The organism is Streptomyces sp. NPDC002868 (genome assembly GCF_055563295.1).
In genome coordinates, this window is record NZ_JBVHDR010000001.1 from 305,497 (window position 1) to 330,465 (window position 24,969).

At 69.7% G+C, this 24,969-nt stretch carries 18 protein-coding genes and 1 pseudogene; 13 read left to right on the forward strand and 6 right to left on the reverse strand.

Features of this window, described 5'->3' with window-relative positions; all coding sequences use genetic code 11:
* Positions 1-5: 5 nt before the first annotated feature.
* Complete coding sequence (locus tag ACZ3H8_RS01405) at positions 6-896, reverse strand: GNAT family N-acetyltransferase (protein ID WP_467396097.1); 891 nt, start codon at positions 894-896, stop codon at positions 6-8.
* Positions 897-1,232: 336 nt separating this feature from the next.
* Between ACZ3H8_RS01405 and ACZ3H8_RS01410 the strand changes: the two genes are divergently transcribed.
* Positions 1,233-1,781 (forward strand): DUF1707 and FHA domain-containing protein, encoded by a 549-nt coding sequence (locus ACZ3H8_RS01410; protein WP_398981372.1) that lies wholly within the window; start codon positions 1,233-1,235, stop codon positions 1,779-1,781.
* Between the two features lie 36 nt (positions 1,782-1,817).
* Here ACZ3H8_RS01410 and treY read toward each other — a convergent pair whose 3' ends face one another.
* Entirely contained in the window at positions 1,818-4,175 is a 2,358-nt protein-coding gene (treY, locus tag ACZ3H8_RS01415) for a malto-oligosyltrehalose synthase (protein WP_467396101.1), read from the reverse strand.
* A gap of 196 nt (positions 4,176-4,371) precedes the next feature.
* Positions 4,372-6,492 (reverse strand): glycogen debranching protein GlgX, encoded by a 2,121-nt coding sequence (gene glgX / locus ACZ3H8_RS01420; protein WP_467396103.1) that lies wholly within the window; start codon positions 6,490-6,492, stop codon positions 4,372-4,374.
* Between the two features lie 297 nt (positions 6,493-6,789).
* On the opposite strand from glgX, the gene ACZ3H8_RS01425 reads away from it, so the two are divergent.
* Positions 6,790-8,022 carry an SAV2148 family HEPN domain-containing protein gene (locus tag ACZ3H8_RS01425; RefSeq protein ID WP_307660485.1) on the forward strand — a complete coding sequence of 411 codons (1,233 nt, stop codon included), beginning with the start codon at positions 6,790-6,792 and terminating at the stop codon, positions 8,020-8,022.
* Between the two features lie 72 nt (positions 8,023-8,094).
* Complete coding sequence (locus tag ACZ3H8_RS01430) at positions 8,095-8,817, forward strand: 3'-5' exonuclease (RefSeq protein ID WP_356229178.1); 723 nt, start codon at positions 8,095-8,097, stop codon at positions 8,815-8,817.
* 34 nt (positions 8,818-8,851) lie between these two features.
* Here ACZ3H8_RS01430 and ACZ3H8_RS01435 read toward each other — a convergent pair whose 3' ends face one another.
* On the reverse strand, positions 8,852-9,703 hold the full coding sequence (locus ACZ3H8_RS01435; protein ID WP_467396108.1) for a phosphotransferase enzyme family protein: 852 nt from the start codon (positions 9,701-9,703) through the stop codon (positions 8,852-8,854).
* A 122-nt stretch (positions 9,704-9,825) separates the two neighbouring features.
* Here ACZ3H8_RS01435 and ACZ3H8_RS01440 point away from each other — a divergent pair, with 122 nt between their 5' ends.
* The 6 genes and pseudogenes from ACZ3H8_RS01440 (at position 9,826) to ACZ3H8_RS01465 (ending at position 16,448) form a co-directional block, all read left to right on the forward strand.
* Positions 9,826-10,770 (forward strand): carbohydrate ABC transporter permease, encoded by a 945-nt coding sequence (locus ACZ3H8_RS01440; protein WP_467397881.1) that lies wholly within the window; start codon positions 9,826-9,828, stop codon positions 10,768-10,770.
* The gene (locus tag ACZ3H8_RS01445; protein WP_467396110.1) at positions 10,767-11,609 is read left to right on the forward strand and encodes a carbohydrate ABC transporter permease; all 843 of its coding nucleotides are present in this window, start codon (positions 10,767-10,769) and stop codon (positions 11,607-11,609) included. Before ACZ3H8_RS01440 ends, ACZ3H8_RS01445 begins: the two co-directional genes overlap by 4 nt.
* Positions 11,609-12,904 (forward strand): ABC transporter substrate-binding protein, encoded by a 1,296-nt coding sequence (locus tag ACZ3H8_RS01450; RefSeq protein ID WP_467396112.1) that lies wholly within the window; start codon positions 11,609-11,611, stop codon positions 12,902-12,904. Before ACZ3H8_RS01445 ends, ACZ3H8_RS01450 begins: the two co-directional genes overlap by 1 nt.
* Before the next feature lie 252 nt (positions 12,905-13,156).
* Positions 13,157-13,315 (forward strand): hypothetical protein, encoded by a 159-nt coding sequence (locus ACZ3H8_RS01455; protein ID WP_467396114.1) that lies wholly within the window; start codon positions 13,157-13,159, stop codon positions 13,313-13,315.
* Between the two features lie 113 nt (positions 13,316-13,428).
* Positions 13,429-15,333, forward strand: coding sequence for a DUF4158 domain-containing protein (locus ACZ3H8_RS01460; protein ID WP_467397883.1), 1,905 nt, complete (start codon positions 13,429-13,431; stop codon positions 15,331-15,333).
* A 43-nt stretch (positions 15,334-15,376) separates the two neighbouring features.
* Positions 15,377-16,448: pseudogene (locus ACZ3H8_RS01465) on the forward strand (transposase).
* Between the two features lie 46 nt (positions 16,449-16,494).
* On the opposite strand, the gene ACZ3H8_RS01470 reads toward ACZ3H8_RS01465, so the two are convergent.
* Positions 16,495-17,427 (reverse strand): LysR family transcriptional regulator, encoded by a 933-nt coding sequence (locus ACZ3H8_RS01470; RefSeq protein WP_467396116.1) that lies wholly within the window; start codon positions 17,425-17,427, stop codon positions 16,495-16,497.
* 138 nt (positions 17,428-17,565) lie between these two features.
* Between ACZ3H8_RS01470 and ACZ3H8_RS01475 the strand changes: the two genes are divergently transcribed.
* The 3 genes from ACZ3H8_RS01475 to mgt all read left to right on the forward strand — a co-directional run bounded on the left by ACZ3H8_RS01475 (position 17,566) and on the right by mgt (position 20,895).
* Entirely contained in the window at positions 17,566-18,816 is a 1,251-nt protein-coding gene (locus ACZ3H8_RS01475) for an MFS transporter (RefSeq protein ID WP_467396118.1), read from the forward strand.
* Between the two features lie 228 nt (positions 18,817-19,044).
* On the forward strand, positions 19,045-19,647 hold the full coding sequence (locus tag ACZ3H8_RS01480; RefSeq protein ID WP_467396120.1) for a cysteine hydrolase family protein: 603 nt from the start codon (positions 19,045-19,047) through the stop codon (positions 19,645-19,647).
* Between the two features lie 42 nt (positions 19,648-19,689).
* The gene (gene mgt, locus ACZ3H8_RS01485; RefSeq protein WP_467396123.1) at positions 19,690-20,895 is read left to right on the forward strand and encodes a macrolide-inactivating glycosyltransferase; all 1,206 of its coding nucleotides are present in this window, start codon (positions 19,690-19,692) and stop codon (positions 20,893-20,895) included.
* Between the two features lie 205 nt (positions 20,896-21,100).
* Here mgt and ACZ3H8_RS01490 read toward each other — a convergent pair whose 3' ends face one another.
* Complete coding sequence (locus ACZ3H8_RS01490; protein WP_467396125.1) at positions 21,101-23,368, reverse strand: MMPL family transporter; 2,268 nt, start codon at positions 23,366-23,368, stop codon at positions 21,101-21,103.
* Positions 23,369-23,736: 368 nt separating this feature from the next.
* Here ACZ3H8_RS01490 and ACZ3H8_RS01495 point away from each other — a divergent pair, with 368 nt between their 5' ends.
* Positions 23,737-24,936, forward strand: coding sequence for a S8 family peptidase (locus tag ACZ3H8_RS01495; RefSeq protein WP_467396127.1), 1,200 nt, complete (start codon positions 23,737-23,739; stop codon positions 24,934-24,936).
* The last annotated feature ends 33 nt before the right edge of the window (positions 24,937-24,969 follow it).

Below are 24,969 nucleotides of genomic sequence, written 5' to 3' on the forward strand. Positions count from 1 at the left end.
AATACCTATGATGCAGGAAGGAAGTGGATCCGCTCCTGGATCACCGGATGCCCGGCCTTGGCGAAGTTCGCGGCCATCGGGAAGTTGCCCTGATCGGTCGCGCCCGCGATGAACTCAGCGCCCTGCTCCGCCAGGAAGTTGGTGCACTCCACGAGCAGGTCGTACGCATAGCCGTTGCCGCGCTGCTCCGGGACGACGCCGATGAAGCCGACGCACGGTCCCGACGGGTTGCGCGCCGGGACGTGGATGCCGACCAGCTCACCGGCCGTGGTGTACGCCAGCTGCCACCACTCGCGTGGCGACGGGCACCAGTGGAAGAAGTCCAGCTCCTCCTGTGCGGCCCGGTCCAGCCCGCCCTCGGCGATGGCGCGCAGCGCGTGCGCGTCGAGCGTGACGGAATGGACTCGGCGCAGGACGTCGAGGACCACGGCGTCGTCGGGCTCCGGCCGGAACTCCAGCCGCCCGGGGCGCTCCGGGAGCCCGCACTCGGGCGTCCAGCGGTACTGGTACCGCTCCACCAGGACCTTCATTCCGGCCGCGGTCGCGGCTCGGATCCGGGCCTCACCGGCAGCCCGGGTCGCCGGGTGATCGCGCCAGCCGGCGGGCAGGATCAGTTCGTACTCGACCTGGAACGGGGAGGTGCGCAGCAGCTCGGCGCCCGCCTCCTCCTCGCCTTCGGCGACGTCGAACCAGTTGACGTTGACGGGGGATTCGTCATCGGGGCCGCCCCACCAGGCGGCCCGCGCGACGGCCTTGCCGTCGCGCAGCGCGACCCGCTTCCAGCCGGGCCGGTGCGTGGCACGGGCCAGCGCGCCGCCTACACCGAGCGGGTCGGGCAGGGTGTCGAAGAGATGTGCGTCGCTCTCGGTGAGCGCGCGGATGACCAGTTCGGTCATGGCAGAAGCCTCCGGGAAGATGTGCGGCATGCGCTCCCGGTCAGACAGCGAACGCACGGTGGACGGGGCGGGAGCGCGGGGGTTGTGTGGTCTGCACTGCTCTCGCCTCCTTCCGTCGGTCCGTGGCGTCGCGATCACGCTAGACGGCCGGGCGGGGAGCCGTCCAGCGCTTTTTCCGTCCCCCGTTCCGTCCCCCAGGAATGATCGCCTGCGGCCGGACAGTAGCGGCCGCCCACAGGCACGAAAGCTTCCGCGCAGGTCAGCAATGTCCCGACCGTGTTCGGGAAAGCCGCTTCATCTGGACACCCCGGGGTCTTCGGCCCGACAATCTCGTATGTGACGTCCTCCTACGAGTTCCACACGTATCCCGCTCGGCTCTCGGATGCCGAGCGCGACCGTGTCCTCGGTGTGCTCAGAGAGGGCGCGGCCCAGGGCAAGCTGTCGCACGACACCTTCATGCGGCGCATGGAACTCGCCCTGGTCGCCCGCCGGCCCGACGAACTCCAGGCGCTCACCGCCGACCTCGGCACCGAGGGCCGCTGGTCGCGGCGGCTGTACGCCGCGGTGGGCCGCGTGTCCGCGTTCTCCGTACGGCTGCGCAGGGCCTGGCAGGCCGAGAAACTGCCGCCGCTGCTGCTGCCAGAACCGGGCCCGTACCCCCTGCGGATAGGCCGTGACCCGGCCAACGGACTGCGGCTGAGCCATGACACGGTCTCGCGACTGCACGCCGAACTGAGCAGGCAGGGCAGCCTGTGGATCCTGCGCGACCTCGGCTCGACCAACGGCACCACGGTCAACGGGCGGCGGGTCACCGGCTCGGTCGTCGTGCACGACGGGGACATGGTGGGCTTCGGCCGGATGAGTTTCCGTCTCACCGCGCGCTGAAGCCGGCTTGAGGCCAATCTGACCGCGACCGGCTGCTCACTCGCTCGCCGCGGATCCCTCCCGTACCGCCGCGCGGCTCAGCAGCGCCACCGGGCGGTCCGCGAACAGTTCGGCCACCGGCACAGGTCCGCCCCCGAACTCCCGTTCCGGCGCGAGCAGATCCGCCCAACGGCCCTCCGGCAGCGTCAGTTCCGTACCCGCCCAGCCGCCCGTCTCCGACAGTCGCCGCGACAGCCGGGTGACCGCCGTGACCACCTCGCCCGTGCGGCAGAACGCCACGCAGTGGCCGGCCGCGGGGCCGCTCGCGGTCAGTGGTGTGTACGTCCCCGACTCGCCGAAGGCCTCCGGCCGTTCCCGCCGCAGCCGCAGCGCCGCCTGTGTGACCGCCGTCTTCTCGTCCGGCGGGCCCTGGCGGAAGGGCCCCCGGTTGTCCGGGTCCACCAGGGCCAAGTACTGGCGCTCCGTGCCCTGGTACACATCAGGCACCCCCGGCATCGTCAGCTGCACCAGCGCCGCGCCCAGCGCGTTGGCGCGTACATACGGATCCAGCTCGCGGGCGAAGAGCGCAGCCGAGTACAGCGGCGGCCCCGCCGGTCCCGCGCCCACGAACGCGGTGACCGCCCGCTCGTACGCCGGGTCCGGCTCTGTCCAGCTGGTGTGCAGACCCGCTTCCCGCACCGCCTTCAGCAGCGCCGTCTCCAGCCTGTCGTGGTTCGGGATGCCGAACCCGACAGCGGTCTGCCAGGCCACCCACGCCAGGTGCGGATCGGGCGCGCGCCCGCCATCGAGGCGGGCCGCCTCCTCCGTGATGCGCCGCAGGAAGTCGGCCCAGCGGTCGGGGCACTCGGAAAGCACCGCGATCCTGGCCCGTACATCCGCGCTGCGCTTGGTGTCGTGCGTGGTCAGCACGGTGCCGGTGGCGGGCCAGTCGCGCGCGAGCCGTGCGCAGTACGCATGGAAGTCCTCGGGATCCACCGCCGGCCGCCCCGGGTCCCCGCCCACCTCGTTCGCCGAGATCAGCGGCGCGTAGCGGTAAAACGCCGTGTCCTCGACGGACTTGGCGCGCAGCGCTGACGACGTCTGGGCGAAGCGCGCACGGAACGCCGCGTGGTCGGGCCCCTCGCCGAGCCGCCCGAGCGCCAGGTCCCGCACCACGTCGACGGCCGCGGCCTCCTCGGCCACCGTGAAGGCCCCCTTCGCCGCGGCCGCCGCCTCCACCGGCAGCGCCTCCTCGCCGCCGAAGCGGTACGGGCGGTAGACGGGCACCCGCACCAGCAGCTCGCGGACCGCCACCCGCAGCGCCCAGGGGGCGTGGTCGCGCAGCGCGGGGTCCGCCGCGCAGATCCGCTCCGCCAGGCGGGTCAGCGCCGCGGTCTCGGCGGCCAGCTCATGCGTGACCACCTTGTACGCGGCGCGGCGCGCCGTCACCTCCCAGTAGCCGCCACGGTCACCGGCCGGGCCCGCGAACTCCCGGTACTGACTGACAAGTTCCGCCGCGCCCGCCGGATCGGTGAACAGCCCGTCGACCTGCCGCAGCGCGTCGTACCCCGTCGTCCCCGCCACCGGCCAGCCGGCCGGCAGCCGCTCGTCCCCGGTGAGGATCTTCTCGACGACCGTCCAGCACGCCCCGCCCGTCGCCTCGTCGAGCCGCCGCAGATACGCCTCGGGGTCGGCGAGCCCGTCGGGGTGGTCGATGCGCAGGCCGTCGACGACCCCGTCCCGCACCAGTTCAAGGATCTTTCCGTGGGTGGCGTCGAAGACCTCAGGGTCCTCCACCCGTACCCCGATCAGATCCGAAATGGTGAAGAACCGCCGGTAGTTGAGCTCGGTACGGGCAAGCCGCCACCAGCCCAGTCGGTACCACTGCGCGTCCAGCAGCTCGGGCAGCGGCAGCTTCGCGGTGGACTCGCGCAGCGGGAAGCGCTGCTCGCCGTAGTGCAGCGCGTCCCCCTCGACCCGCATCTCGCCCAGCTCGTCCCCGATCCGGCCCGCGAGCACCGGCAGCAGCACCTTCTCGCCACCCGCTTCCCAGTCGATGTCGAACCAGCGGGCGTACGGCGACAGGGGACCCTCGCGCAGCACCTCCCACAGGGCCCGGTTGTGGCGCGGCACCGCCGCCATATGGTTCGGGACGATGTCCAGGACCAGTCCGAGGCCGTGCTCGTGCGCCGTACGGGACAGCTCCCGCAGGCCCGCCTCGCCGCCGAGCTCCTCCCGCACCCGCGCGGGGTCGACGACGTCGTAGCCGTGCGTCGACCCGGGGACCGCCTCGAGCACCGGCGACAGATGCAGATGCGAGACGCCGAGCTCGGCGAGGTACGGCACGGCATCCGCGGCGGCCGAGAACGGGAAGTCCGGCTGGATCTGCAGCCGGTAGGTGGCGGTGGGCGTCATGCGAACGTACGTACCCACCTTGAGCGCTTCTGTGTCATCGGCCCATGCGCCGGTATCGGCCGATCGGGCTACGTTCGCCCGCTGCCCCGCATGGTCCGCAGCTACCGCGAAGCACCGGCTCTCACCCTGACGAGCACCCTCGCGCAGCCCGGCGGCCCACAACGTCGAGCTCAGCCGGCCCTTGCCGCGTCGACGGCTACGCGGGCCGCCGCAGCACCGTCAGGCTCCGCCCCACCAGCCGCACCCGCTCCCCGGCCGCCACCTTCGGGCCCTCTCCCGGCGGGACCCCCTCCTTGCGTGCCGTGTCCACGACCACCTGCCACTGCCTTCCGTGGTTCACCGGCACCGCGAAGTCCAGATCCTCGGCGCTCGCGTTGAACATCAGCAGGAAAGAGTCGTCGGCGATCCGCTCACCTCGCGGTCCCGGCTCCGAGATCGCGTGGCCGTTCAGAAACACCGACAGCGCCTTCGCATGCACCGCCTGCCAGTCCCGCTGGACCATCTCCTCGCCCTCGGGGGTGAACCACGCGATGTCGGACAGCTCGTCGTGCGTCCCTTCCACCGGCCGCCCGTGGAAGAACCTGCGCCGCCGGAACACCGGATGGTCCCGCCGCAGCCACACCATTGCCCGGGTGAAGGCCAGCAGCGTGCCGTCCTGGTCCGTGCCTGGCTCCGGCCAGCGCACCCAGGAAACATCGTTGTCCTGGCAGTACGCGTTGTTGTTGCCGCCCTGCGTACGCGCGAACTCGTCGCCGTGGCTGAGCATCGGCACACCCTGGGAGAGCATCAGCGTCGCGATGAAGTTGCGCATCTGCCGCTCGCGCAGATCGAGCACCTCGGGGTCGTCCGTATCGCCCTCGGCCCCGCAGTTCCACGACCGGTTGTGGCTCTCGCCGTCGCGGTTGCCCTCGCCGTTCGCCTCGTTGCGCTTCTCGTTGTAGGAGACCAGATCGTGCAGGGTGAACCCGTCGTGGCAGGTGGTGAAGTTGATGGAGGCCAGCGGCCGCCGCCCGTCGTCCTGGTAGAGATCGGACGAGCCGGTCAGCCGGGAGGCGAACTCCGCCAGTGTCCGCGGCTCGCCCCGCCACAGGTCCCGTACACAGTCCCGGTACATGCCGTTCCACTCGGTCCACAGCGGCGGGAAGTTCCCCACCTGGTAGCCGCCCTCGCCGACGTCCCACGGCTCGGCGATCAGCTTCACCTGGCTGACCACCGGATCCTGCTGCACCAGGTCGAAGAACGACGACAGCCGGTCCACCTCGTGGAACTGCCGGGCCAGCGTCGCCGCGAGGTCGAAGCGGAAGCCGTCGACATGCATCTCGGTCACCCAGTAGCGCAGCGAATCCATGATCAGCTGGAGGACATGGGGGCTGCGCATCAGCAGCGAGTTTCCGGTCCCTGTCGTGTCGGTGTAGTAGCGGGGATCGTCGGACAGCCGGTAGTACGAGGCGTTGTCCAGGCCCCGGAAGGAGAGGGTGGGGCCGAGGTGATTGCCCTCCGCCGTGTGGTTGTAGACGACGTCGAGGATGACCTCGATGCCCGCCTGGTGCAGCGCCCGCACCGCCTGCTTGAACTCCAGCACCTGCTCGCCCCGGTCGCCCCAGGAGGCGTAGGCGTTGTGCGGCGCGAAGAACCCGATGGTGTTGTAGCCCCAGTAGTTGTTCAGCTTCGCGTCCACCAGCCGGTGGTCGTTGACGAACTGGTGCACCGGCATCAATTCGAGCGTCGTGACGCCCAGTTCCGTCAGATGCGAGATCACCGCGGGATGCGCGAGCCCGGCGTACGTACCGCGCAGCTCCTGCGGCAGCTCCGGATGCAGCATCGTGAGGCCCTTCACGTGGGCCTCGTAGATCACCGTCCGGTGGTAGTCGATACGCGGCGGCCGGTCGTCGCCCCAGTCGAAGTACGGGTTGACCACGACCGATGTCATCGTGTGCGGCGCCGAGTCGAGGTCGTTGCGGGAGTCCGGCTTGCCGAAGTGGTAGCCGTACACGGTCTCCCCCCAGTCGATGCTGCCGCTGATCGCACGTGCGTACGGATCGAGGAGCAGCTTCGCGGAGTTGCAGCGCTGCCCGCGCTCGGGCGCGTACGGACCGTGGACCCTGAATCCGTACCGCTGACCCGGCATCACGCCCGGCAGATACGCGTGCCGTACGAACGCGTCGGTCTCGCGGAGCTCCACCGCGGTCTCTGAGCCGTCGTCGTGCAACAGGCACAGCTCAATGCGTCGGGCGGCTTCGGAGTACACCGCGAAGTTGGTGCCGGCGCCGTCGTACGTGGCACCGAGGGGATACGCCTGTCCCGGCCAGACCTGCATAGATATGACTCTTCCACTTCTGTTCCGGGTGCTGGGGGGACTTGGCCCAGATCCTCCCCGAAAGTATCGCCGGTGAGGGGCCCCGACAGCGGTGGACGACGCGGTCAACATCGGGTTCGTTGTGTCGCCCCAGGACGCAACCGCTATGAATCCGCTCACTACGGCAGATCTCGCCTGGCAGAACGGCCGGATTTGACAAGGGAGTTGGGAAAGTACACTGCCGATCCGGCTGCACCGTGTCCCGCAGGCGGAGTAGTCTTCCTTGATCGTTGAAGGGGTTGGGAAGGCGGTGCGCGGGTGAGCTCGGGAGGGCTGGAGCTACCCCCCGGTGACGCAGGTCACGAGGGGGACTCCACCGACGTCCCGCCCGGAGCGGTCTCCCTCGCCAGACCGATGGAGATCGGGGCGGAACTGGACTGGGGCGCGGACGCCTGGAGCGAAGTGCGTACGCGCGCCCAGCGTGCCGGGCGGGCCTACATCTGGCTGAACCTCGTGGAGCAGCGGCTGCGGGCCGTGGTGGCAGCCGTGCTGCGCCCCATCTACGAGCCCGTGCACGGCGACGACTGGGTGGTGGCCGCGGCGGGGCCCGCGGGGCAGGAGTGGGTGCAGCGCGCGGTCGCGGTGCGGGAGGTCTCCCGCCGCAAGGGCTATCTCCTCGATCCGGCGGACGACAATGTCCTGTCCTTCCTCACCCTTCCTCAGCTGCGCGAACTGATGGTCCAGCACTGGCCCTGCTTCGAGCCGTACTTCGACGACCGGCGCGACGTCGAGCTGGCGCTGGACGAGCTGGAGGTCGCGCGCAACGTCGTATCGCGCAACCGGGCGCTGAATGAGGCGGTCCTCGCCCAGGCCGAGCGCGCCTCCGCACGTCTGCTGGAGATACTCGACAGCGGTGCGGGTGTGCCCTCCGCCGACCGCCTGCCGGTCGACGCGGTCGAGGATCTCGTCGGCGACCGCTACGCGGACGTGGTCTCCGTCCACCCCGACCGGGTCCGGCTGCAGCGTCAGCTCCCCGCCGAGGACCTCTTCGGCGGTGCGCGCCGCCTCGACGCGATCGGCATAGGCCTGAACCTCCTGGTCCAGAACTTCTCCGGACGCCGCCTGGTCCGGCTGGCCGAATCGGGCTGCCGGGTCCGCCTTGTCTTCCTGAACCCGGCGAGCAGTGCGGTCAAGCGCCGGGAGCGCGAACTGGGCCTCAAGAAGGGGGAGTTGAGCCGTACGGTGGAGATGAACATCCTTCATATGCGCCGCGTGCGCTCCCGTCTGCGCGACCCGGGAGCGTTCGAGATCCAGGTCTTCGACGAGACCCCCCGCTTCACGGCCTATCTGGTCGACGGCGATGGTCCCGACGGTCTGGCCGTCGTTCAGTCCTATCTGCGCAGGGCACGGGGCATGGAGGCGCCGGTGCTGGTGCTGCGGGGCGGCGGGCGGGCGGTCGTGCGTGCGGGGCACGACAGTGAGAACGGACTCTTTCAGACATACCGTGAGGAGTTCGAGTCCGTATGGGCGGACTCACGTCCCGTCTCCTGAGTTGTCAGTGGCGCGTGGGAGGGTGAGTACCCGCTGGGGGAAAGCACCACCGCACCACGAAGGAGGGCCACGATGGCTTGGCACGGGGAACCGCTGGTCGGCTTCGATCTGGAGACGACGGGCACGGAGCCGCTGGAGGCGCGGATCGTGACGGCCGCGATCGTCGGGGTGCGGGCTGGGGAGCCCGTGCGGCGGCGGGGGTGGCTGGCGGACCCCGGGATCCGCATCCCCGCGCAGGCGTCGGCGATCCACGGCATCAGCAGCGAACGGGCGACCGCGGAGGGGCGTCCGGCGCGGGAGGTGGCGGACGAGATCGCGGAGACGCTGACGGGGTACTGGGCGCAGGGCGTGCCGGTCGTCGCGTACAACGCGGCATTCGATCTGACCCTGCTCACGGCCGAGTTGCAGCGCCACGGCCTGCCCTCACTGAGCGACCGGCTGGCCGGACGCCCGATCGGCCCGGTGATCGATCCGTACACCATCGACCGGGCGGTTGACCGCTATCGCAAGGGCAAGCGCACGCTGGAGGCGGTCTGCGTCGAGTACGGCGTGATCCTGGACGCCGCCCACGACGCGTCGGCGGACGCCCTGGCGGCGGTGCGGGTGGCCTGTGCGATTGCGGAACGCCATGCTCCGGTGGCCGCGCTGACACCGGCTGAGCTGCATGAGCGTCAGATCGACTGGTACGCAGAGTGGGCGGCGGACTTCCAGCGCTTCCTGCGGAAGAAGGGCAGCCCCGAGGCGGTGGTGGACGCGTCCTGGCCGTTGCGGGAACTGGTGCCGACGACGGGCTGAGCCCAGGTCAGAACGCATACCAGCTGAGCCCGGGTCAGAACGCGAACCAGCGGACCCCGCGCGCGTCCTGGCGCAGGGAGGCGACCCGGCGGGCGAACTCCTCGCGCGCCTTCGGGGTTGCCGGGGCATGCTGCGCCACCCATGCGCAGCTCGCCGTTTCGCGTGCGCCGCGCAGGACGTCGCAGCCTTCCCACTCGCGCACGTCCCAGCCGTACTCCACGGTGAAGGACTCGTACGCATCGGGCGCCAGGCCGTACCGGTCGAGGGACAGCGCCATGACCACCAGGTCGTGTTCGCGCAGGTCCCCCGAGAACGTCTCCAGGTCCACCAGGACCGGGCCGTCCGGGCCCACATGGACGTTGCGGGGGAGCGCGTCGCCGTGGATCGGGCCCGGGGGCAGGTGGGGAGTCAGTGCGGACGCCGCCGCGGCGAAACCGTCGCGGCGCTCGCGCAAGTACGCCGCGTCCGCCGGGTCGATCGCGTCGCCCGCCAGCCGCAGCCAGCGCTCGACGCCGCCGAGCAACTCCCGGCGTGGCAGCGCGAACGACGGCGAGGGCAGCGCATGGATCAGGCGCAGCAGCCGCGCCAGATCCGTGGGCTCCGCCGGACGCACCGCAGCCGGCAGCCGGTGCCAGACCGTCACCGGATGGCCCTCCACCAGGCGGGCCTTCGGCTCGGCCGGCCGGACCGCGGGCACGCCCGCCTCCCTCAGCCACGCCCCGACGGTCAGTTCGCGTTCCGCGCGCGCCAGCAGCTCCGCGTCCCGGCCGACCTTGACGACCACATCGCCCGCCAGGAACACCGCGTTCTCACCGAGCGCCAGCAGCGACGCATCGGAGGGGAGCCCCGCGGCCGTCAGCACCTCGCGTGCCCGTGTCTCGTCCATGGGGGCAAAGTCTCGCATCCGTGCAGGCTGCCTTGACGAACCGACGGACCGTCAGCACGATGACGGGGGCCGCCGGGGCGGCGGACCAGGTCGAGCCGCCCGAAGGAGTCGAATCCGTGACATTGGCGAGCGCAGCGCCGCGGTCCGGAGAGCCGGGGCCCAGCAGGCCGCGGCCCGGCAAACCGCGGCCCGTCAGGCACCTGGACCACGGGGCCTGGTTCCTCGTACTGCCTGCCCTGATACCGATCCTGGTGCTGAGCGTCGGGCCGCTGCTCTACGGCATCTCGCTGGCCTTCACCGATTCCCAGGCCGGCCGCACCGAGCCCACCGAGTGGATCGGGACGCTCAACTTCCAGGACCTGGCGCACGACACACTCTTCTGGGACTCGTTCCGCATCGGCTTGCTCTGGGCCGTCGGCGTGAGTGTCCCGCAGTTCGTGCTCGCCCTCGGCCTCGCTCTGCTGCTCAACCAGAACCTCCGCTTCCGCTGGTTGACGCGCGCTCTCGCGATCATTCCCTGGGCCATGCCCGAGGTCGTCGTCGCCATCATGTGGCGGCTCGTCTACAGCCCCGACGCGGGCATCCTCAACGAGACCATCCGCGAACTGGGCCTCGGAGACGGCCGGGACTGGCTGAGCGGCCTCGCCACCGCGCTGCCCGCCGTGATCGTCGTCGGCATCTGGGCCGGCATGCCGCAGACCACCGTCGCGCTCCTCGCCGGGCTCCAGAACACGCCGTACGAACTCCACGAAGCCGCGGCCCTCGACGGCGCGGGCGCCTGGCGCCGGTTCCGCACCGTCACCTGGCCCGCCCTCAAGCCCGTCGCGCTCGCCATCACCGCGCTCAACTTCATCTGGAATTTCAACTCCTTCGCGCTGGTGTACGTGCTCACCAACGGCGGCCCCGGCGGACGCACCCGCCTCCCCATGCTCTTCGCCTACGAAGAGGCCTTCCGCTACGGCCAGTTCGGGTACGCCGCCGCGATGGGCTGCGTCATGGTCGCGGTGATCTCGGTGATGCTCGCCCTCTATCTCGTAGGTCGGCTCAAGGGAGGCGATGAAAAGTGACGGCACTGCGCACCAGCAGGTCCGGCCGAGCCGGCCAGTACCTCGCGCTCCTGTGCTACCTCGTTTTCCTCGCGTTCCCCTTCCTGTGGCTTGTCTCCACCGCCTTCAAACCGCCGCGCGAACTGGGCTCCCTGCACCCCACCTGGATCCCCGAGGACCCGACCCTCGGCAACTTCCGGCAGGCCTTCGACGAACAGCCCCTCCTCCAGGCTGCCGCCAACAGCCTGATCGCGGCGCTCGCCGCAGCCCTGATCGCCGTGGTGATCGCCACGCCCATGGCGTACGTCATGGCGCGTCACCGCAGCAGGCTCTCCACCGCCGCCACCGGCTGGGTCGTGGTCAGCCAGGCGTTCCCGTTCGTCCTGGTGATCATTCCGCTGTTCCTGATCCTGAAGAACCTGCATCTGATCAACACCCTGTTCGGACTGATCATGGTGTACGTCGTGTGGGCGCTGCCGTTCGCGCTCTGGATGCTGGTCGGATACGTACGGGCCGTGCCGCGCGAGCTGGAGGAGGCCGCGGCCGTCGACGGCGCGGGCAGGCTCCGCACGCTCGTCTCGGTCACCGCACCGCTGCTCGCGCCCGGCATCGTCGCCACCGCGCTCTTCGCCTTCATCACCGCATGGAACGAGTTCTTCTTCGCGCTCGTCCTGCTCAAGACCCCGGAGAAGCAGACCTTGCCGGTCGTCCTCACACACTTCCTCGGCGCGGAGGGCGTCGCCGACCTGGGCCCGCTCGCAGCTGCCGCGTTCCTCGCGACGCTTCCCTCGCTCGTCATCTTCGCGATCATCCAGAAGCGGATCACGGGCGGCATGCTGGCAGGGGCGGTGAAGTCGTGATGCGCGTACGACTGCTGACGGCACTCACCGCCGGGCTCGCGCTGCTGCTGACCGGCTGCACGGACGGTGACGGCTCCGGCGCCGACGGCAAGATCACGCTTCGCTTCCAGTCCCTGGCCTGGCAGAAGGAGTCCGTCGACGCCAACAAGGAGCTGGTGAAGGAGTGGAACGCGAGCCACCCCGACATCCAGGTCCAGTACGTCCAGGGCAGCTGGGACAGCGTCCATGACCAGCTGCTGACCTCCTTCGAGGGCGGTGAGGCGCCGGACATCATCCATGACGCCTCCGACGACCTCGCCGACTTCGCGTACGGCGGCTATCTCGCCGATCTGAGCGAGCTGCTGCCCGAGCGCCTCAAGTCCGACATCCCGCAGCGGAGTTGGGAGACGACGACCTTCGGCAAGGGGATCTACGGCGTTCCCTTCCTGCAGGAGCCGCGCGTCCTGATCGCCAACAAGAAGATCCTCGACTCCTCCGGGATCCGCGTCCCGACCGCCCGGAAGCCGTGGAGCTGGGAGGAGTTCCGGCAGGTCACCAAGGCTCTGACGGAGAAGATGGGACCGGGGAAGTACGGCGTCGCCTGGCCGCTCAAGGAGCCGGTGTCTCTCACCCTCAACCTCGGTCTGTCGGCCGGTGGTCGGCTCTTCCACCGCGGCGACGACGGCAAGGTCACGATCAGATTCACGGACGGCGACGGGGTGGTGCCCGGCACCGTCCACGACCAGGTCAACGCCGACAAGAGCGCGTCGCGCAGCACCCTCGGCATGGGCGGTTCGGACACCCTGCCCGGCCTTTTCGGTGGCAAGTACGCGATGGTCCCGCTCGGCTTCTCGTACCGGCAGCAGATTGTGCAGCAGGCGCCCAAGGGCTTCGAATGGACGGTGCTGCCCGCCCCGGCAGGACCCGATGGCCCGGCCCAGGGAGTAAGCCCGCAGACTCTCTCGGTCGCCGAGGACAGTCCGTACAAGAAGGAGGCGGCGCAGTTCATCGACTTCATGCTGGGGCCGCAGAACATGGTGCGGCTGGCGAAGGGCGACTGGATGCTGCCGACCGGTACACAGGCGCTGGCCGACCCGTCGCTGCACACCGAGAAGGACGGCTGGGCCACCGGCGCGGCGCTCGCGCGGGATCTGCGGTCCGCGCCCGCGCAGTCGGTGCGCGGCTATCCGGAGTGGAAGGACAAGGTGGCGACGCCGGCGCTGCAGGAGTACTACAGCGGCGCGATCGACGCCGATGAGCTGGAGAAACGCCTGGTGAAGGACGGGAATCTGGTGCTGGCCCGTTATCAGCGCTAGGCGTTCGCGCCGTGAGCGGTATCAGGGTGAGGCGTTCGCGCCCGGGAGTGGTCAGCGTGAGGCGGTCGCGCCGGGAGCGGGCTCCCGGCCGGCGCGGCGGGCCACGGCGTCACCCGCGCTCCGGCCTGCGACGAGGGTGCGCAGAAAGGTCAGACCCCGTCCAGGTCGTGCCCGGCCGCGGCAGCCTCGATGCGCGCATGGAGTCCGGCCTCGATCCCGGCCACCTCGCGTGCCGCCTCATGGCCTGCGGGCGTGAGCGTCAGCTATGCGTTCGCGGGCCGGCCGGGGCGGAAGGTGGCCGACACCGTGCGCGGGGCCGGCCGCGTGAAGCTGATGAATCTGCGACCCGGCCGCCGCGCCGCCCTGAGCATGGTCGGCCATGAGGACCAGCGGTACAGCCGTTGGCGCTAAGCACTTGATCTTGGTCGCCTAGCACAGGTGGTCGGCCTGCTGCGGGGTTCTGCGGAAGATCCTCGATCGCTGGCGGGGGCTGGCTACCGTCCGCCGCATGCCGGTGGAATTTTCTGACTGATGAGCAGGCCGGGGCGTACGGGAAGTTCGCCGAGGAGCCGACGAGGCCCGAGCTGGAGCGGTTCTTCTTCCTCGATGACGAGGACCGGAAGCTGATCGCGAAGCGGCGTGGTGATCACAACCGGCTCGGCTTCGCCCTCCAGATGTGCACGGTCCGCTACATCGGGCTGTTCCTGGAGGACCCCCTGGCCGTGCCGTGGCGGTGGTGGAGCATCTGGCCGCGCAGCTGGAGATCGAGGACGTCTCCTGCGTCAAAGGAGTACACCGAGCGGCTGAAGACGGCGTACGAGCACGCGTGGGAGATCCGCGACGCGTATGGCTACCACCCGTTCGAGGACCACGCCCAGGGCCGGAGATTCCGGGCGTTCCTGCACGGCCGGGCGTGGACGGCGCACGCCGAGGTGCCGAAGGCGTTGTTCGATCACTCGGTGGGCTGGCTGCGCCGGCACCGGGTGCTGCTGCCAGGGGTGAGCGTGCTGGCCCGGCAGGTCTCCGAGGTCCGCGTCATCGCGGAGAAGCGGCTGCACACCACGGTCGCGAAGGCCGCCCGGCGGGCGGACCCGGCGTTGCCCGGCGATCTGGTGGCCACGCTGAAGACGCCCGAGGGCGGGCGGTACTCGGAGCTGGAGCGGATGCGCCAGCCGCCGACGCGGACCACGGGTACCGCGATGAAGGGCGCGTTGCAGCGGGTCGAGGACATCGCCGCCTTCCAGCTGGGCCGCCTGAAGCTGGAGCAGATCCCGCCGAACCGGCTGTCCGCGCTGGCCCGCTACGGGCTGGGTACCAAAGCGCCGAAGCTGGAGCGGACTCCGGAGCCCAAGCGCACAGCGATGCTCACCGCGGTGATGCGTCACCTGGAGGCCAAGGCGATCGACGATGCCCTGGACCTGTTCGAGATCCTGATGGCCACGCGGCTGATCAGCACCGCGAAGCGGTCCACCGACAAACAGCGCCTGTCCACGCTGCCGCAGCTGGAGAAGGCATCGCGGCTCGTCGCCAGGGCGGCGACGGTGTTCATCGAGGAGCTGGAGCTCATCGAGCAGAGCGGCTGCGATGTGGACGTGGCCGCGCTGTGGGCGGCGCTGGAGGAGGTCGCACCCCGGGCGGCGCTGTCCAGTGCGGCCACCGTGGTGGTGAGCCTGGTCCCGGAGGACGACGGCACAGCCGAGAGTGCGCTGCGCGGGGCGCTGCGCTACAACACCGTCAAGCCGTTCCTGTCGCTGCTGGGCGAGTCGAAGGCGCTCGGGGCGGCGACCGGCGGGATGCGCGTCCTGGCCGGGGTGAAGTGGCTGCCGGCGCTGTCGCGGCGGAAGGTGGGCGAGAAGCCTTTGCTGCCGCGGGAGGTCGACGACAAGCTGGTGCCGGGGCACTGGCGCAAGGCGGTGTACGCGAACGCCGGGCTGCCGCAGGGGGCGGTGGACCGCGACGCGTATGTGGTGTGCGTGCTGGAGCAGTTGTTCCGCGCGCTCAAGCGCCGTGACATCTTCGCCTCCCCCTCGCACCGCTGGTCCGACCCGCGCGCCCGCCTGCTGGACGGCAAGGGCTGGGAGGCGGTACGCGAGGACGTCCTGGCGGGCCTGAGCTTGGAGGAGGACGCCGAGCAGCACCTCAAGGAGCTGGTCGAGGTCCTGGACGCGACGTGGAAGCAGATGGCCGAGCGCCTGGAGGAGGCCGGCACCGACGCGAAGATCAGCATCGAGGTCCAGCCGAACGGCCGGGCGAAGCTGAACGTGGAGAAGCTCCACGCGCTCGGAGAGCCGAAGTCCCTGGCCTGGTTGCGCAAGAGGGTCGAGAAGATGCTCCCCAAGATCGACCTGCCGGACCTTTTGTTCGAGGTGCACGCCTGGACCGGATTCCTGGACGCCTTCGTCACCTGGGCGACGGCCGGACCCGCATGAAGGACTTGACCACCTCGGTCGTCGCGCTGCTCGTGAGCGAGGCGTGCAACATCGGCATGACCCCGGTCCCAACCCGAACTACGAGGCGCTCACCCGGGCCCGGCTCGTCCACGTCGACCAGTACTACCTGCGCGCCGACACCATCGCCGCGGCGAACGCCGCGCTGATCGAGGCCCAGGCCCGGGTGCCGATCGTCCAGCACTGGGGCAAGGGCCTGCTCGCCTCCGTCGACGGTCTGCGCTTCGTCGTCCCCGTCCGCACCATCAACACCGCCCCCAGCCCCAAGTACTTCGCGAAGAAGAAGGGCATCACCTGGCTGAACGCCATCAATGACCAGGTCATCGGCATCGGGCAGATGGTGGTGCCCGGCACCCCGCGCGACTCCCTGTTCATCCTGGACGCCCTGCTGAACCTGGACAGCGGGGTGAAGCCGGAGATGGTCGCCACCGACAACGCCTCGTACTCCGACATGGTCTTCGGCATCTTCAAAATGCTCGGTTACCGCTTCTCCCCGCGCTTCAAGGACCTTCAAGACCAGCGGTTCCGCCTGGCCGGACATGCTGCGGGTGGCCGGCTCCCTGGTCACCAACCAGGTCCGGGCCTACGACCTGCTGCGGATGTTCGGCCGCGAGGGCCACCCCACCCCGCTGGGGCAGGCGTTCGCCGAGTACGGGCGGATCGCCAAGACCCTGCACCTGCTCGCCGTCGTCGACCCGGTCGACGACACCTACCGGCGCCAGATGCACAAGCAGCTCACCGTCCAGGAGTCCCGGCAAAAGCTCGCCCGCGACATCTGCCATGGCAAGAAGGGAACCATCCACCAGGCGTACCGGGACGGGATGGAGGACCAGCTCGGCTCACTCGGTCTGGTCCTGAACGCCGTGGTGCTCTGGACGACGCGGTACATCGACGCCGCCGTCGCCCAGCTCCGCGCCGAGGGACACGAGATCCGTGACGAGGACATCGCGCGGCTGTCCCCGCTCAAGCACAAGAACCTCAACGTCCTGGGCCGCTATAGCTTCACCGCCTCCATCCCGGTCGGCGGCGGCCTGCGTCCGTTGCGCGACCCGGACGCGGTCGAACTCGACGATGACGACGAGGGGACGGAGGACTAGCTGTTGCGGCTCACGAGGTCGTTGCCGATGGTTGACGCGGTGCTGCTTACCGCTGTGTCCATGCGGGTGTCCAAGTCTCGCTGCCGGGGCGGTCGGGCTGTGTGGAGCCGAGGTAGTTGCGGAGTGTGGTGAGTGCGGGGTGTGGGTTGTCGCGGCGCCAGATCAGTGAGTGCGGGTAGACGGGCGTCGGGTCGGTCACCGGGATGCGGCGCAGGTCGTGGCCGGCGGGCCAGACGAGGCGGGTCTGCTCGCCCATGAAGGTGGCCAGGGCCGGGGTGTCGGCGACGGTGTCCAGGAGCGCGTCGGAGCCGAAGTTGGGGCCGGTCGCCTCGATGGTGAGGCCGAACTCGGCGACGAGGTCGTCGTAGTAGGCGGCCCACTCGGTACCGGGGACGATGCCGGGCATCCAGATTCGGTGCCCGGCGAGCTGAGCGACGGTCACCGACCGGGCGCCCGCCAGCGCGTGGGCGGGGCCGGTGAGGAGCTGGAGCGGCTCGTCGAGCACCCGGACGGACTCGATGTCCTCGGGAAGGGGCCTGCCGGGCACGGCGACGGCGCGGAAGGACGCGTCGATCGCACCGGACCGGATGGCGGCGACGGCCGTCTCGATGTCGAACAGCCACACCACGTCGAGCTCGATCTCGGGGTGCGCGCGGTGGAAGCCTCGCATCAGGCCCGACGCCGCGCTGCGCGAGGCGAGCACGTCGACGCGCAGCGGACGGCTGCCGGTGCGTACGGACGCGACCGCGCGCTCGGCGACGCGCAGCAGCTCGCGCGCGTGGGGCAGGAACGCCTGCCCGTCGATGGTGAGTTCGGCGCCGCGCGCGGTGCGGGTGAACAGCCGCACGCCGAGGTTGCGCTCCAGCGCGGCGATGCGCTTGGAGACAGCCTGCTGGGTGACCGCCAGTTCGGCGGCGGCTTCCTGGAACTGCCCCGCGTCGGCGGCGGCGACGAAGGTCCGGGCGGTGTCGAGGTCCACGCCGATGCACCCTAGTGCACAACATTCGGTTGTGGCTCCCCGGCAGATTGGTTGTTTGACCTGCTGTTGTGCTGCCAGCTTTGCTCTTACCGGTCAACGTCGGTTTGTTCGGGTGGGACATCAAGGGGTGCGCTGAGCGTGGTGGGCAGGAGACGGTTGGGCCGGCAGTTCGGGTGGCTGTGGGCGGCGTACGCGGTCAGCACGTTCGGCACGCGGCTCGCGTTCGACGCGTTCGCTCTGATCGCGATCCTTGTGCTGCACGCCGGGCCGACCGAGGTGTCGGTGCTGGCGGCAACAGGGCTGGCGGTGGGGGCCGCGGTGGCGGTGCCGCTCGGGCCGTGGGTGGAGTTTCGTCGCAAGCGGCCGGTGATGGTCACGATGGACCTGACCCGGTTCGTGGCACTGATGAGTGTCCCCGCCGCGTACGCACTCGGCCTGCTCAGTTTCGTCCAGCTCCTGGTTGTGTCCGTCGTCGTCGGTGCGGCCGACATCGCCTTCAACGCGGCCAGTGGCGCGTATCTCAAGGCGCTCGTGCGGCCGGAGGACCTGCTCGTCGCGAGTGGGCGATTCGAGTCCACGACCTGGACCGCAACCGTGCTCGGACCGCCGGTCGGCACAGCCGCGATCGGGTTGTTCGGCCCGGTGATGACGGTGGTGGCCGATGCGGTCAGCTATCTGCTCTCGGCCGCGGGGATTCGTGCGATCGGCGGCAGCGAGCCGCGCCCCGTGCGCACCGGTACGCAGGAGGCGCGGCTCCGGTTCGGCGACCTGCTCGAAGGGTGGCGGTACATCCTGGCCCACCCGGCCCTGCGCCCCCTGTTCTTCAACACGGTTCTGGTCAGCGGCCTGATCATGGCGACCTCGCCGCTGCTCGCCGTCCTCATGCTCGGCGACCTCGGGTTCGCCCCCTGGCAGTACGGCCTCGCGTTCGGCCTGCCCTGCATCGGCGGCATCATCGGCTCACGGCTGGCCCCCCGACTCGTCGCACGGTTCGGACGGCACAAGGTCATGCTCACCGCCGGGACACTGCGCGCGTGCTGGTCGCTCGGGCTGGCCTTCATCCGCCCCGGCGTGGCCGGGCTCGTGCTCGTCATCGCGGTCGAGTTCGGACTGATCACCTGCATGGGCGTGTTCAACCCGGTGTTCGCCACATACCGGCTCGACCAGACAGCGACGGACCGGATCGCACGCACCCTGTCAGCGTGGTCGGTCACCAGCAAGGCAACTGTCGCGGCCATGACCGGGCTGTGGGGCCTGCTGGCCGGCATCACCGGCCCCCGCACCGCAATCGCCGTCGCCGGTCTTCTCATGCTGATCACCCCCTTCCTGCTCCCCCGGCACGACCACTCGCCGCACCACGAGCGAGATCTGGCCCGGAGCCCAACGTGACACACCGCAACTCGCCACCCGCCCGAAAGCAGGCTGCGGCCGGTCCACCAATGCGCGTCCCGTCCCATCACTGGCTGCCCACGAGCAACTCGGTGGCGCGCCAACTGCACTGCCGGACGTTCCGATCACAGCCGCAGCTGCCCTGCCGGCAATGCCCCTGCTCGACCTCCGTCTGAAGCCACCGGCCGGCATGAGCGCCGACCAGCACCACCAGCAAGGAGAACTCGCGTGAGCACTGCCCCCGCGCTCGACCCCGCGCGCACCGCCCTTCTCGTCATGGACTACCAGCCCGCGCTCCTGGCTCTTCTGCCCGAGGGCTGGGACTGCGAAGCCCTGCTGGCCCGCATGGAAGGTGCCATCGCCGACATCCGCGCCAGGGGCGGCACCATCGCCTACGTCCGCGTCGGCTTCACCGAGGCCGACTGGGACGCGATCCCGGCCACCAACAAGTCCTTTGCCCCGCTGGCCCAGCGCCGCCTCATGCACCACGAGGACCCTGCCACCGCCATCCACGAGCGCCTGGCGCCCCAGGACGGCGACATCATCGTGCGCAAGATCCGCTACGGCGGCATGTCCACCACCGACCTCGACGAGCAGCTACGCGAGCGCGAGATCACCACTCTGGTCGTCTCCGGCTTCAGTACCAGCGGCGTCGTCCTGTCTACCGTCATCGACGCGGCCGACCGCGACTACCAGCTCTACGTCCTGTCCGACGGCGTCGCCGACCCTGACACCGAAGTCCACAACATCCTGCTCCATCGCACACAGCGCTCGAACGCCGGGAGATCACCGGCAAGGTCGTGCTCACCACTGAATGAATCGGGTGCATGAATCAGGTTGCACGAGACGTATCGTCTCGCTTATGGTTGCGGCATGATCGAACCCCAGCGTGCCCATATCGCCATGTTCTCCATCGCCGCCCCCGGGCATGTGAACCCCAGCATCGAGGTAATCCGGGAGCTCGTCGCCCGCGGGCACCGCGTCAGTTACGCGATCCCCGCGTCCTACGCCGGCAAAGTCGCCGCGACCGGCGCCGAGCCGGTGATCTACACCTCCACGCTCCCCACGGAGGACGAACCCGAGCTGTGGGGCACGGAACTGATCGACAACATCGAGCCGTTCCTGAACGACGCGATTCAGGTGCTGCCGCAGCCGGCGGCGGCGTTCGAGGGGGACGAGCCGGATCTGGTCATCCATGACATCACCTCGTATCCGGCGGTCGTCCTCGCCCACCGGTGGGGCGTGCCCGCGATCTCGCTCTCGCCGAACCTCGTCGCCTGGGAGGGGTACGAGGAGGAGGTGGCAGGGCCGATGTTCGCGGAGCTGAAGGCATCCGAGCGGGGCCAGGCGTACTACGCACGCTTTTGTGCCTGGCTCGCCGAGAACGGCATCGACACCCATCCCGACCCCTTCGTCGGCCGGCCCGCGCGGTCGATCGTGCTGATCCCAAAGGCGCTCCAGCCGCACGCCGACCGGGTCGACGAGTCCGTCCACTCCTTCGTCGGCGCGTGCCAGGGCGACCGGAAGGAACAGGGGGAGTGGCAGCGGCCGGCCGGTGCGGACAAGGTGCTGCTGGTCTCGCTCGGCTCGGCCTTCACCAAGCAACCCGCCTTCTACCGCGAGTGCGTGAAAGCGTTCGGCGATCTGCCGGGCTGGCATGTGGTGCTGCAGATCGGTCGGCACGTCGACGCCTCGGAGCTGGGCGAGGTTCCGGCCAATGTCGAGGTGCACCGATGGGTACCGCAACTGGCGATCCTGCGCCAGGCGGACGCCTTCATCACCCACGCGGGCGCGGGCGGCAGCCAGGAGGGCCTGGCGACGGCCACCCCGATGGTCGCGGTCCCGCAGGCGGTCGACCAGTTCGGCAACGCCGACATGCTCGTCGGCCTGGGCGTGGCCTGTCGGCTCGACTCGGAGACGGCGACGGCGGATGAGCTGCGGGAGGCGGTGCTGGGGCTGACGGGAGATCCCGAAGTGGCGCGGAAACTGAAGGAGATCGGCGTCGGGATGACGTCGGAGGGGGGCACGATGCGTGCGGCGGACCTGATCGAGGCGGAGCTCGGCGACCGGCAGGGCTGAGGTCACTGCTTTGTCCTCAATCGCCGGACGGGCTTGAATTTGCCGCCCGTCCCCCGAAGTTCAGCCGTCCGGACCTGACGCCGGTACGCCCTTCGGGCGCGTCCTCAATCGCCGGACGGGCTTGATTCTCAAGCCCGTCCGGCGATTGAGGACCCGGGGTCTGGGGCGGAGCCCCAGCCAGGGGCCCGGGCCCCGTGCGTAGACGCTAGACCCGCACCGGCGACTGGCGCCCGTCGCCGTCATGGTCCCGGACCCCCGGCGCCGGACCGACCGCCGGCTCGTCGTGCGTCAGATCCGGCAGCCACCGCAGCCACTTCGGGAAGTACCAGTTGCGCTCGCCCAGCAGCGCCATGATCGCCGGGAGCAGCACCCCGCGGATGATCGTCGCGTCGATCAGCACCGCCGCCGCAAGACCCACGCCCATCTGCTTCATCGACTGCATCGACAGCGTGCCGAAGATCGCGAACACCGCCACCATGATGATCGCCGCGCTCGTCACCACACCGGCCGTCGTCACCACTCCGTGCGTGATCGCGTCCCGCGTGCCGCGCCCCTGCATCTTCGCCTCGCGGATCCGCGACACCACGAACACGTGATAGTCCATCGAGAGCCCGAACAGGATCACGAACAGGAACAGCGGCAGCCAGGCGATGATCGCGCCCACGCCCTCCGCGCCGAACACCGACGCGCCCCAGCCGTGCTGGAAGACGGCCGTCAGGATGCCGTAAGCCGCCCCCACCGACAGCAGGTTGAGCACGATCGACGTGATCGCGATCGTCAGCGAGCGGAACGACAGCAGCATCAGCACGAAGGCGAACACCACCACGAAGGCGAAGACCGGCGCCACCGCCCCACCGAGCTGGTCGTTGAAGTCCTTCGAACCCGCGACCTGACCGCTGATCGGCGCCTCAAGTCCGTCGATCTTGCCCAGGGTGGCCGGCCGGACGTCGTTGCGCAGGATGTCCAGGCTCTTCTCCGCCTTGTCCTGGTCGGAGCCGCCCACCAGGGGTACGTATACGAACGCGAGGTTCTGCGCATCGTGCGTCACGACCTCGACCGGGCCACGGGACGCGCCCGAACTCACCGCCTGCTTACGGAATTCGGCGATCGCCTGCCGTACCGGCGCCGCGTTGATGTCGTCCGCCTTGACGACGACCTCCGCCGGATCCGCCCCGCCTGGGAACGCCTCGTTGATCCGCTCGTACGTCGCCACGATCGGCACCGAGTCGCCGAACTCCTGGTCCAGCGTGAAGCTCTGGGTCTTCATGCCGATCGCGGGCAGCGCGATCGCCACCAGCGCCCCCGCCGCGACGAGCAGCGACACCAGGGGCCGCTTCAGTACGCCGCCGAGCACCCAGGTCCATACGCGGCTCTCGCCGCCGGTGCCGTTGGCGCCGCGCTTCAAGCGGTTGAGGAAGGGGATGCGGCCCTTCTCGACCCGGTCACCGAGCAGCGAGAGCAGCGCCGGCAGCACCGTCACCGAGCCGACCATCGCCACGGCCACCACGATCAGCGAGGCCAGGCCCATCGACTTGAACTCGCCGATCCCGGTGAAGAGCATGCCGGCCATGGCCACGCACACCGTCACGCCGGAGACGATGACGGCCCGCCCGCTGGTCGCCGCGGCGATCTGCATCGCTGTCTGCCGGTCACGCCCCGCGGCCCGCTCCTCGCGCTCACGCCGCAGATAGAAGAGGCAGTAGTCGACGCCGACCGCCAGACCCACCAGCAGCATCACAGAGCTTGCTGAATCGCTCATCGGCTGGAGATGGCTGACGACACCCATCAGTCCCATCGTGGCCACGATCGCGGTGATGGCCAGAGCTACCGGCAGCAGCGCAGCCACCAGCGCGCCGAAGGCGATCAGCAGAATGCCGAGGGCGACCGGCACCGCTGAGAGCTCCGCCTGCTGGAAGTCGTCGCCGAAAGCGTCGTCGAAGGTCTTGTTCATGCTTGCGCTGCCGATCTCCTCGATCCGCAGCTCCTTGTGCGCGTCCTGGACCTTGGCAACGGCCTGCAGAACCGGCTCGATCCGGTCGCTCGCCGTTTCTGGATCACCGCGCACATTGAATTGGACGAGCGCACTGCGCCCGTCCTTGGAAATGCTCTTGGTGTCGTACGGAGAAGTCACCGCGGTTGCTTCACCGGTGCCGCCGACCGCCTTCACCACTGCGTCGACGGCCTTGCGGAACTCAGGGTCGGTCGCCTTCGTTGTGTCGTTCTTGGCCTGGACGAGCACGGTCTCGCCGGCCGGCTCCTCGACGCCCGCCTCCTCCGTGATCCGCGACGCCTGGGTCGTCTCACCCTTCAGCTGATCGCTGTCCTTGAGCTCCACCGTGCCCACGGCCGAACCGGCCACCATGGTGAGAAGGACGAACAACACCCAGATCCCCACGGCAGCCCAGCGGTGCTGCGCACTCCAGCCGCCGGCCCGCGCGGCGATTCCGCGCGGCCTTCCTCCTGCATTTCCCATGACAGCCCTGTCCCTTGAGCATGACGTCGGCGCGGCGCCGTCGTCCCCGCTTCGAAGTTATGGGCTCATTCAGGCCTTCTCCTCCTGCTCGCCGGTGACCCCGCTGGGCGGTTCACTCCTCCTTTCGGACCGGTCGGATCCCCGACAAGAAGGATCGAAGCCCCTTACATGTATAGGGGGTTGAGGGGCGAAGTCCGACTTGTGCGGCCCTGGCCGATTTCTTATTACGAAACCTTGTTGTCTAAGTCACAGCTGTATGAAGGTCTTGATCTGAGCCCGTCAATCGGTCAGGGTTTCGAACCAGCCCCCGGAGATTTTCCGTCCGCGGGCCAATCCCCCCACAAATGATGACGAGGAGACCCCTCTTCATGGCAACTCACAAGCGCGCGAGCAGGATCAAGCTCACCGCGGCGATAACCGCCGTGGCTGCCGCAGCCGGAGTGACCGTACTCAGCACGTCCTTCGCCGGAGCGGCGACTCCTGCCCAGGGCACCATCTACGGCGCGAACGCCGAAGGTGCCGTCGCAGGCAGCTACATCGTGCTGCTGGACAAGAAGGCAGACAAGCAGGACCTGGCCAAGGAGTACGGCGGCAAGCTGCAGCGCAACTACAGCTCCGCAGTCAACGGCTTCTCCGCGAGCGGCCTTTCGGAGACGGAGGCCAAGCGCCTCGCCGCCGACCCGGCCGTCGACAAGGTCGTCCAGAACAAGAAGTTCTCGATCAACGCGACTCAGGACAACCCACCGTCCTGGGGTCTGGACCGGATCGACCAGGCCGACACCGCCGGCGACAAGAAGTACACCTACCCGGACAGCGCGGGCGAGGGTGTCACGGCGTACGTCATCGACACCGGAGTCCGTATCTCCCACAAGGACTTCGGGGGTCGCGCGGCCCACGGCTTCGACGCCGTCGACAACGACGACTCCGCCGACGACGGCAACGGCCACGGCACCCATGTCGCCGGCACCATTGCCGGTGACGCCCACGGCGTCGCCAAGAAGGCGAAGGTCGTCGCCGTCCGTGTCCTCGACGACAACGGCTCAGGCACCACCGAGCAGGTCGTCGCGGGTATCGACTGGGTCACCAAGAACCACCAGGGCCCGTCCGTCGCCAACATGAGCCTCGGCGGCGGCGCCGACGAGGCGCTCGACGAGGCCGTCCGCAAGGCGATCGCCTCCGGTGTCACCTTCGCCGTCGCGGCCGGCAACGAGTCCACCGACGCGAGCCAGGGCTCCCCGGCGCGCGTCAAGGAAGCCATCACCGTGGCCTCCTCGACCAAGGACGACGCGCAGTCGGAGTTCTCCAACTTCGGCCAGATCGTGGACATCTACGCCCCGGGCTCGGACATCACCTCGGCGTGGAACGACAGCGACGAGGGTACGAAGACCATCTCCGGCACCTCCATGGCGACGCCGCACGTCGTCGGCGCCGCGGCGGTCTACCTCGGCGCCCACCAGGACGCCACCCCGGAGCAGGTGGCCACGGCGCTGACCGACGGCGCCACGGCCGACAAGATCACCAACCCCAGCGAGGGCACGCCCAACAAGCTGCTGAAGGTCGTCGAGTAACCGACGCTCTCCATCGCTCAACCGGCGGTCGCC

Bases quoted from the DNA above. Each gene is read 5' to 3' on its own strand.
- ACZ3H8_RS01495 (WP_467396127.1), top strand. From the start codon at position 23,737: ATGGCAACTCACAAGCGCGCGAGCAGGATCAAGCTCACCGCGGCGATA.
- glgX (WP_467396103.1), bottom strand. From the start codon at position 6,492: ATGCAGGTCTGGCCGGGACAGGCGTATCCCCTCGGTGCCACGTACGAC.
- ACZ3H8_RS01405 (WP_467396097.1), bottom strand. From the start codon at position 896: ATGACCGAACTGGTCATCCGCGCGCTCACCGAGAGCGACGCACATCTC.
- ACZ3H8_RS01430 (WP_356229178.1), top strand. From the start codon at position 8,095: ATGGCTTGGCACGGGGAACCGCTGGTCGGCTTCGATCTGGAGACGACG.
- mgt (WP_467396123.1), top strand. From the start codon at position 19,690: ATGATCGAACCCCAGCGTGCCCATATCGCCATGTTCTCCATCGCCGCC.
- ACZ3H8_RS01435 (WP_467396108.1), bottom strand. From the start codon at position 9,703: ATGGACGAGACACGGGCACGCGAGGTGCTGACGGCCGCGGGGCTCCCC.
- treY (WP_467396101.1), bottom strand. From the start codon at position 4,175: ATGACGCCCACCGCCACCTACCGGCTGCAGATCCAGCCGGACTTCCCG.
- ACZ3H8_RS01490 (WP_467396125.1), bottom strand. From the start codon at position 23,368: ATGGGAAATGCAGGAGGAAGGCCGCGCGGAATCGCCGCGCGGGCCGGC.
- ACZ3H8_RS01450 (WP_467396112.1), top strand. From the start codon at position 11,609: ATGCGCGTACGACTGCTGACGGCACTCACCGCCGGGCTCGCGCTGCTG.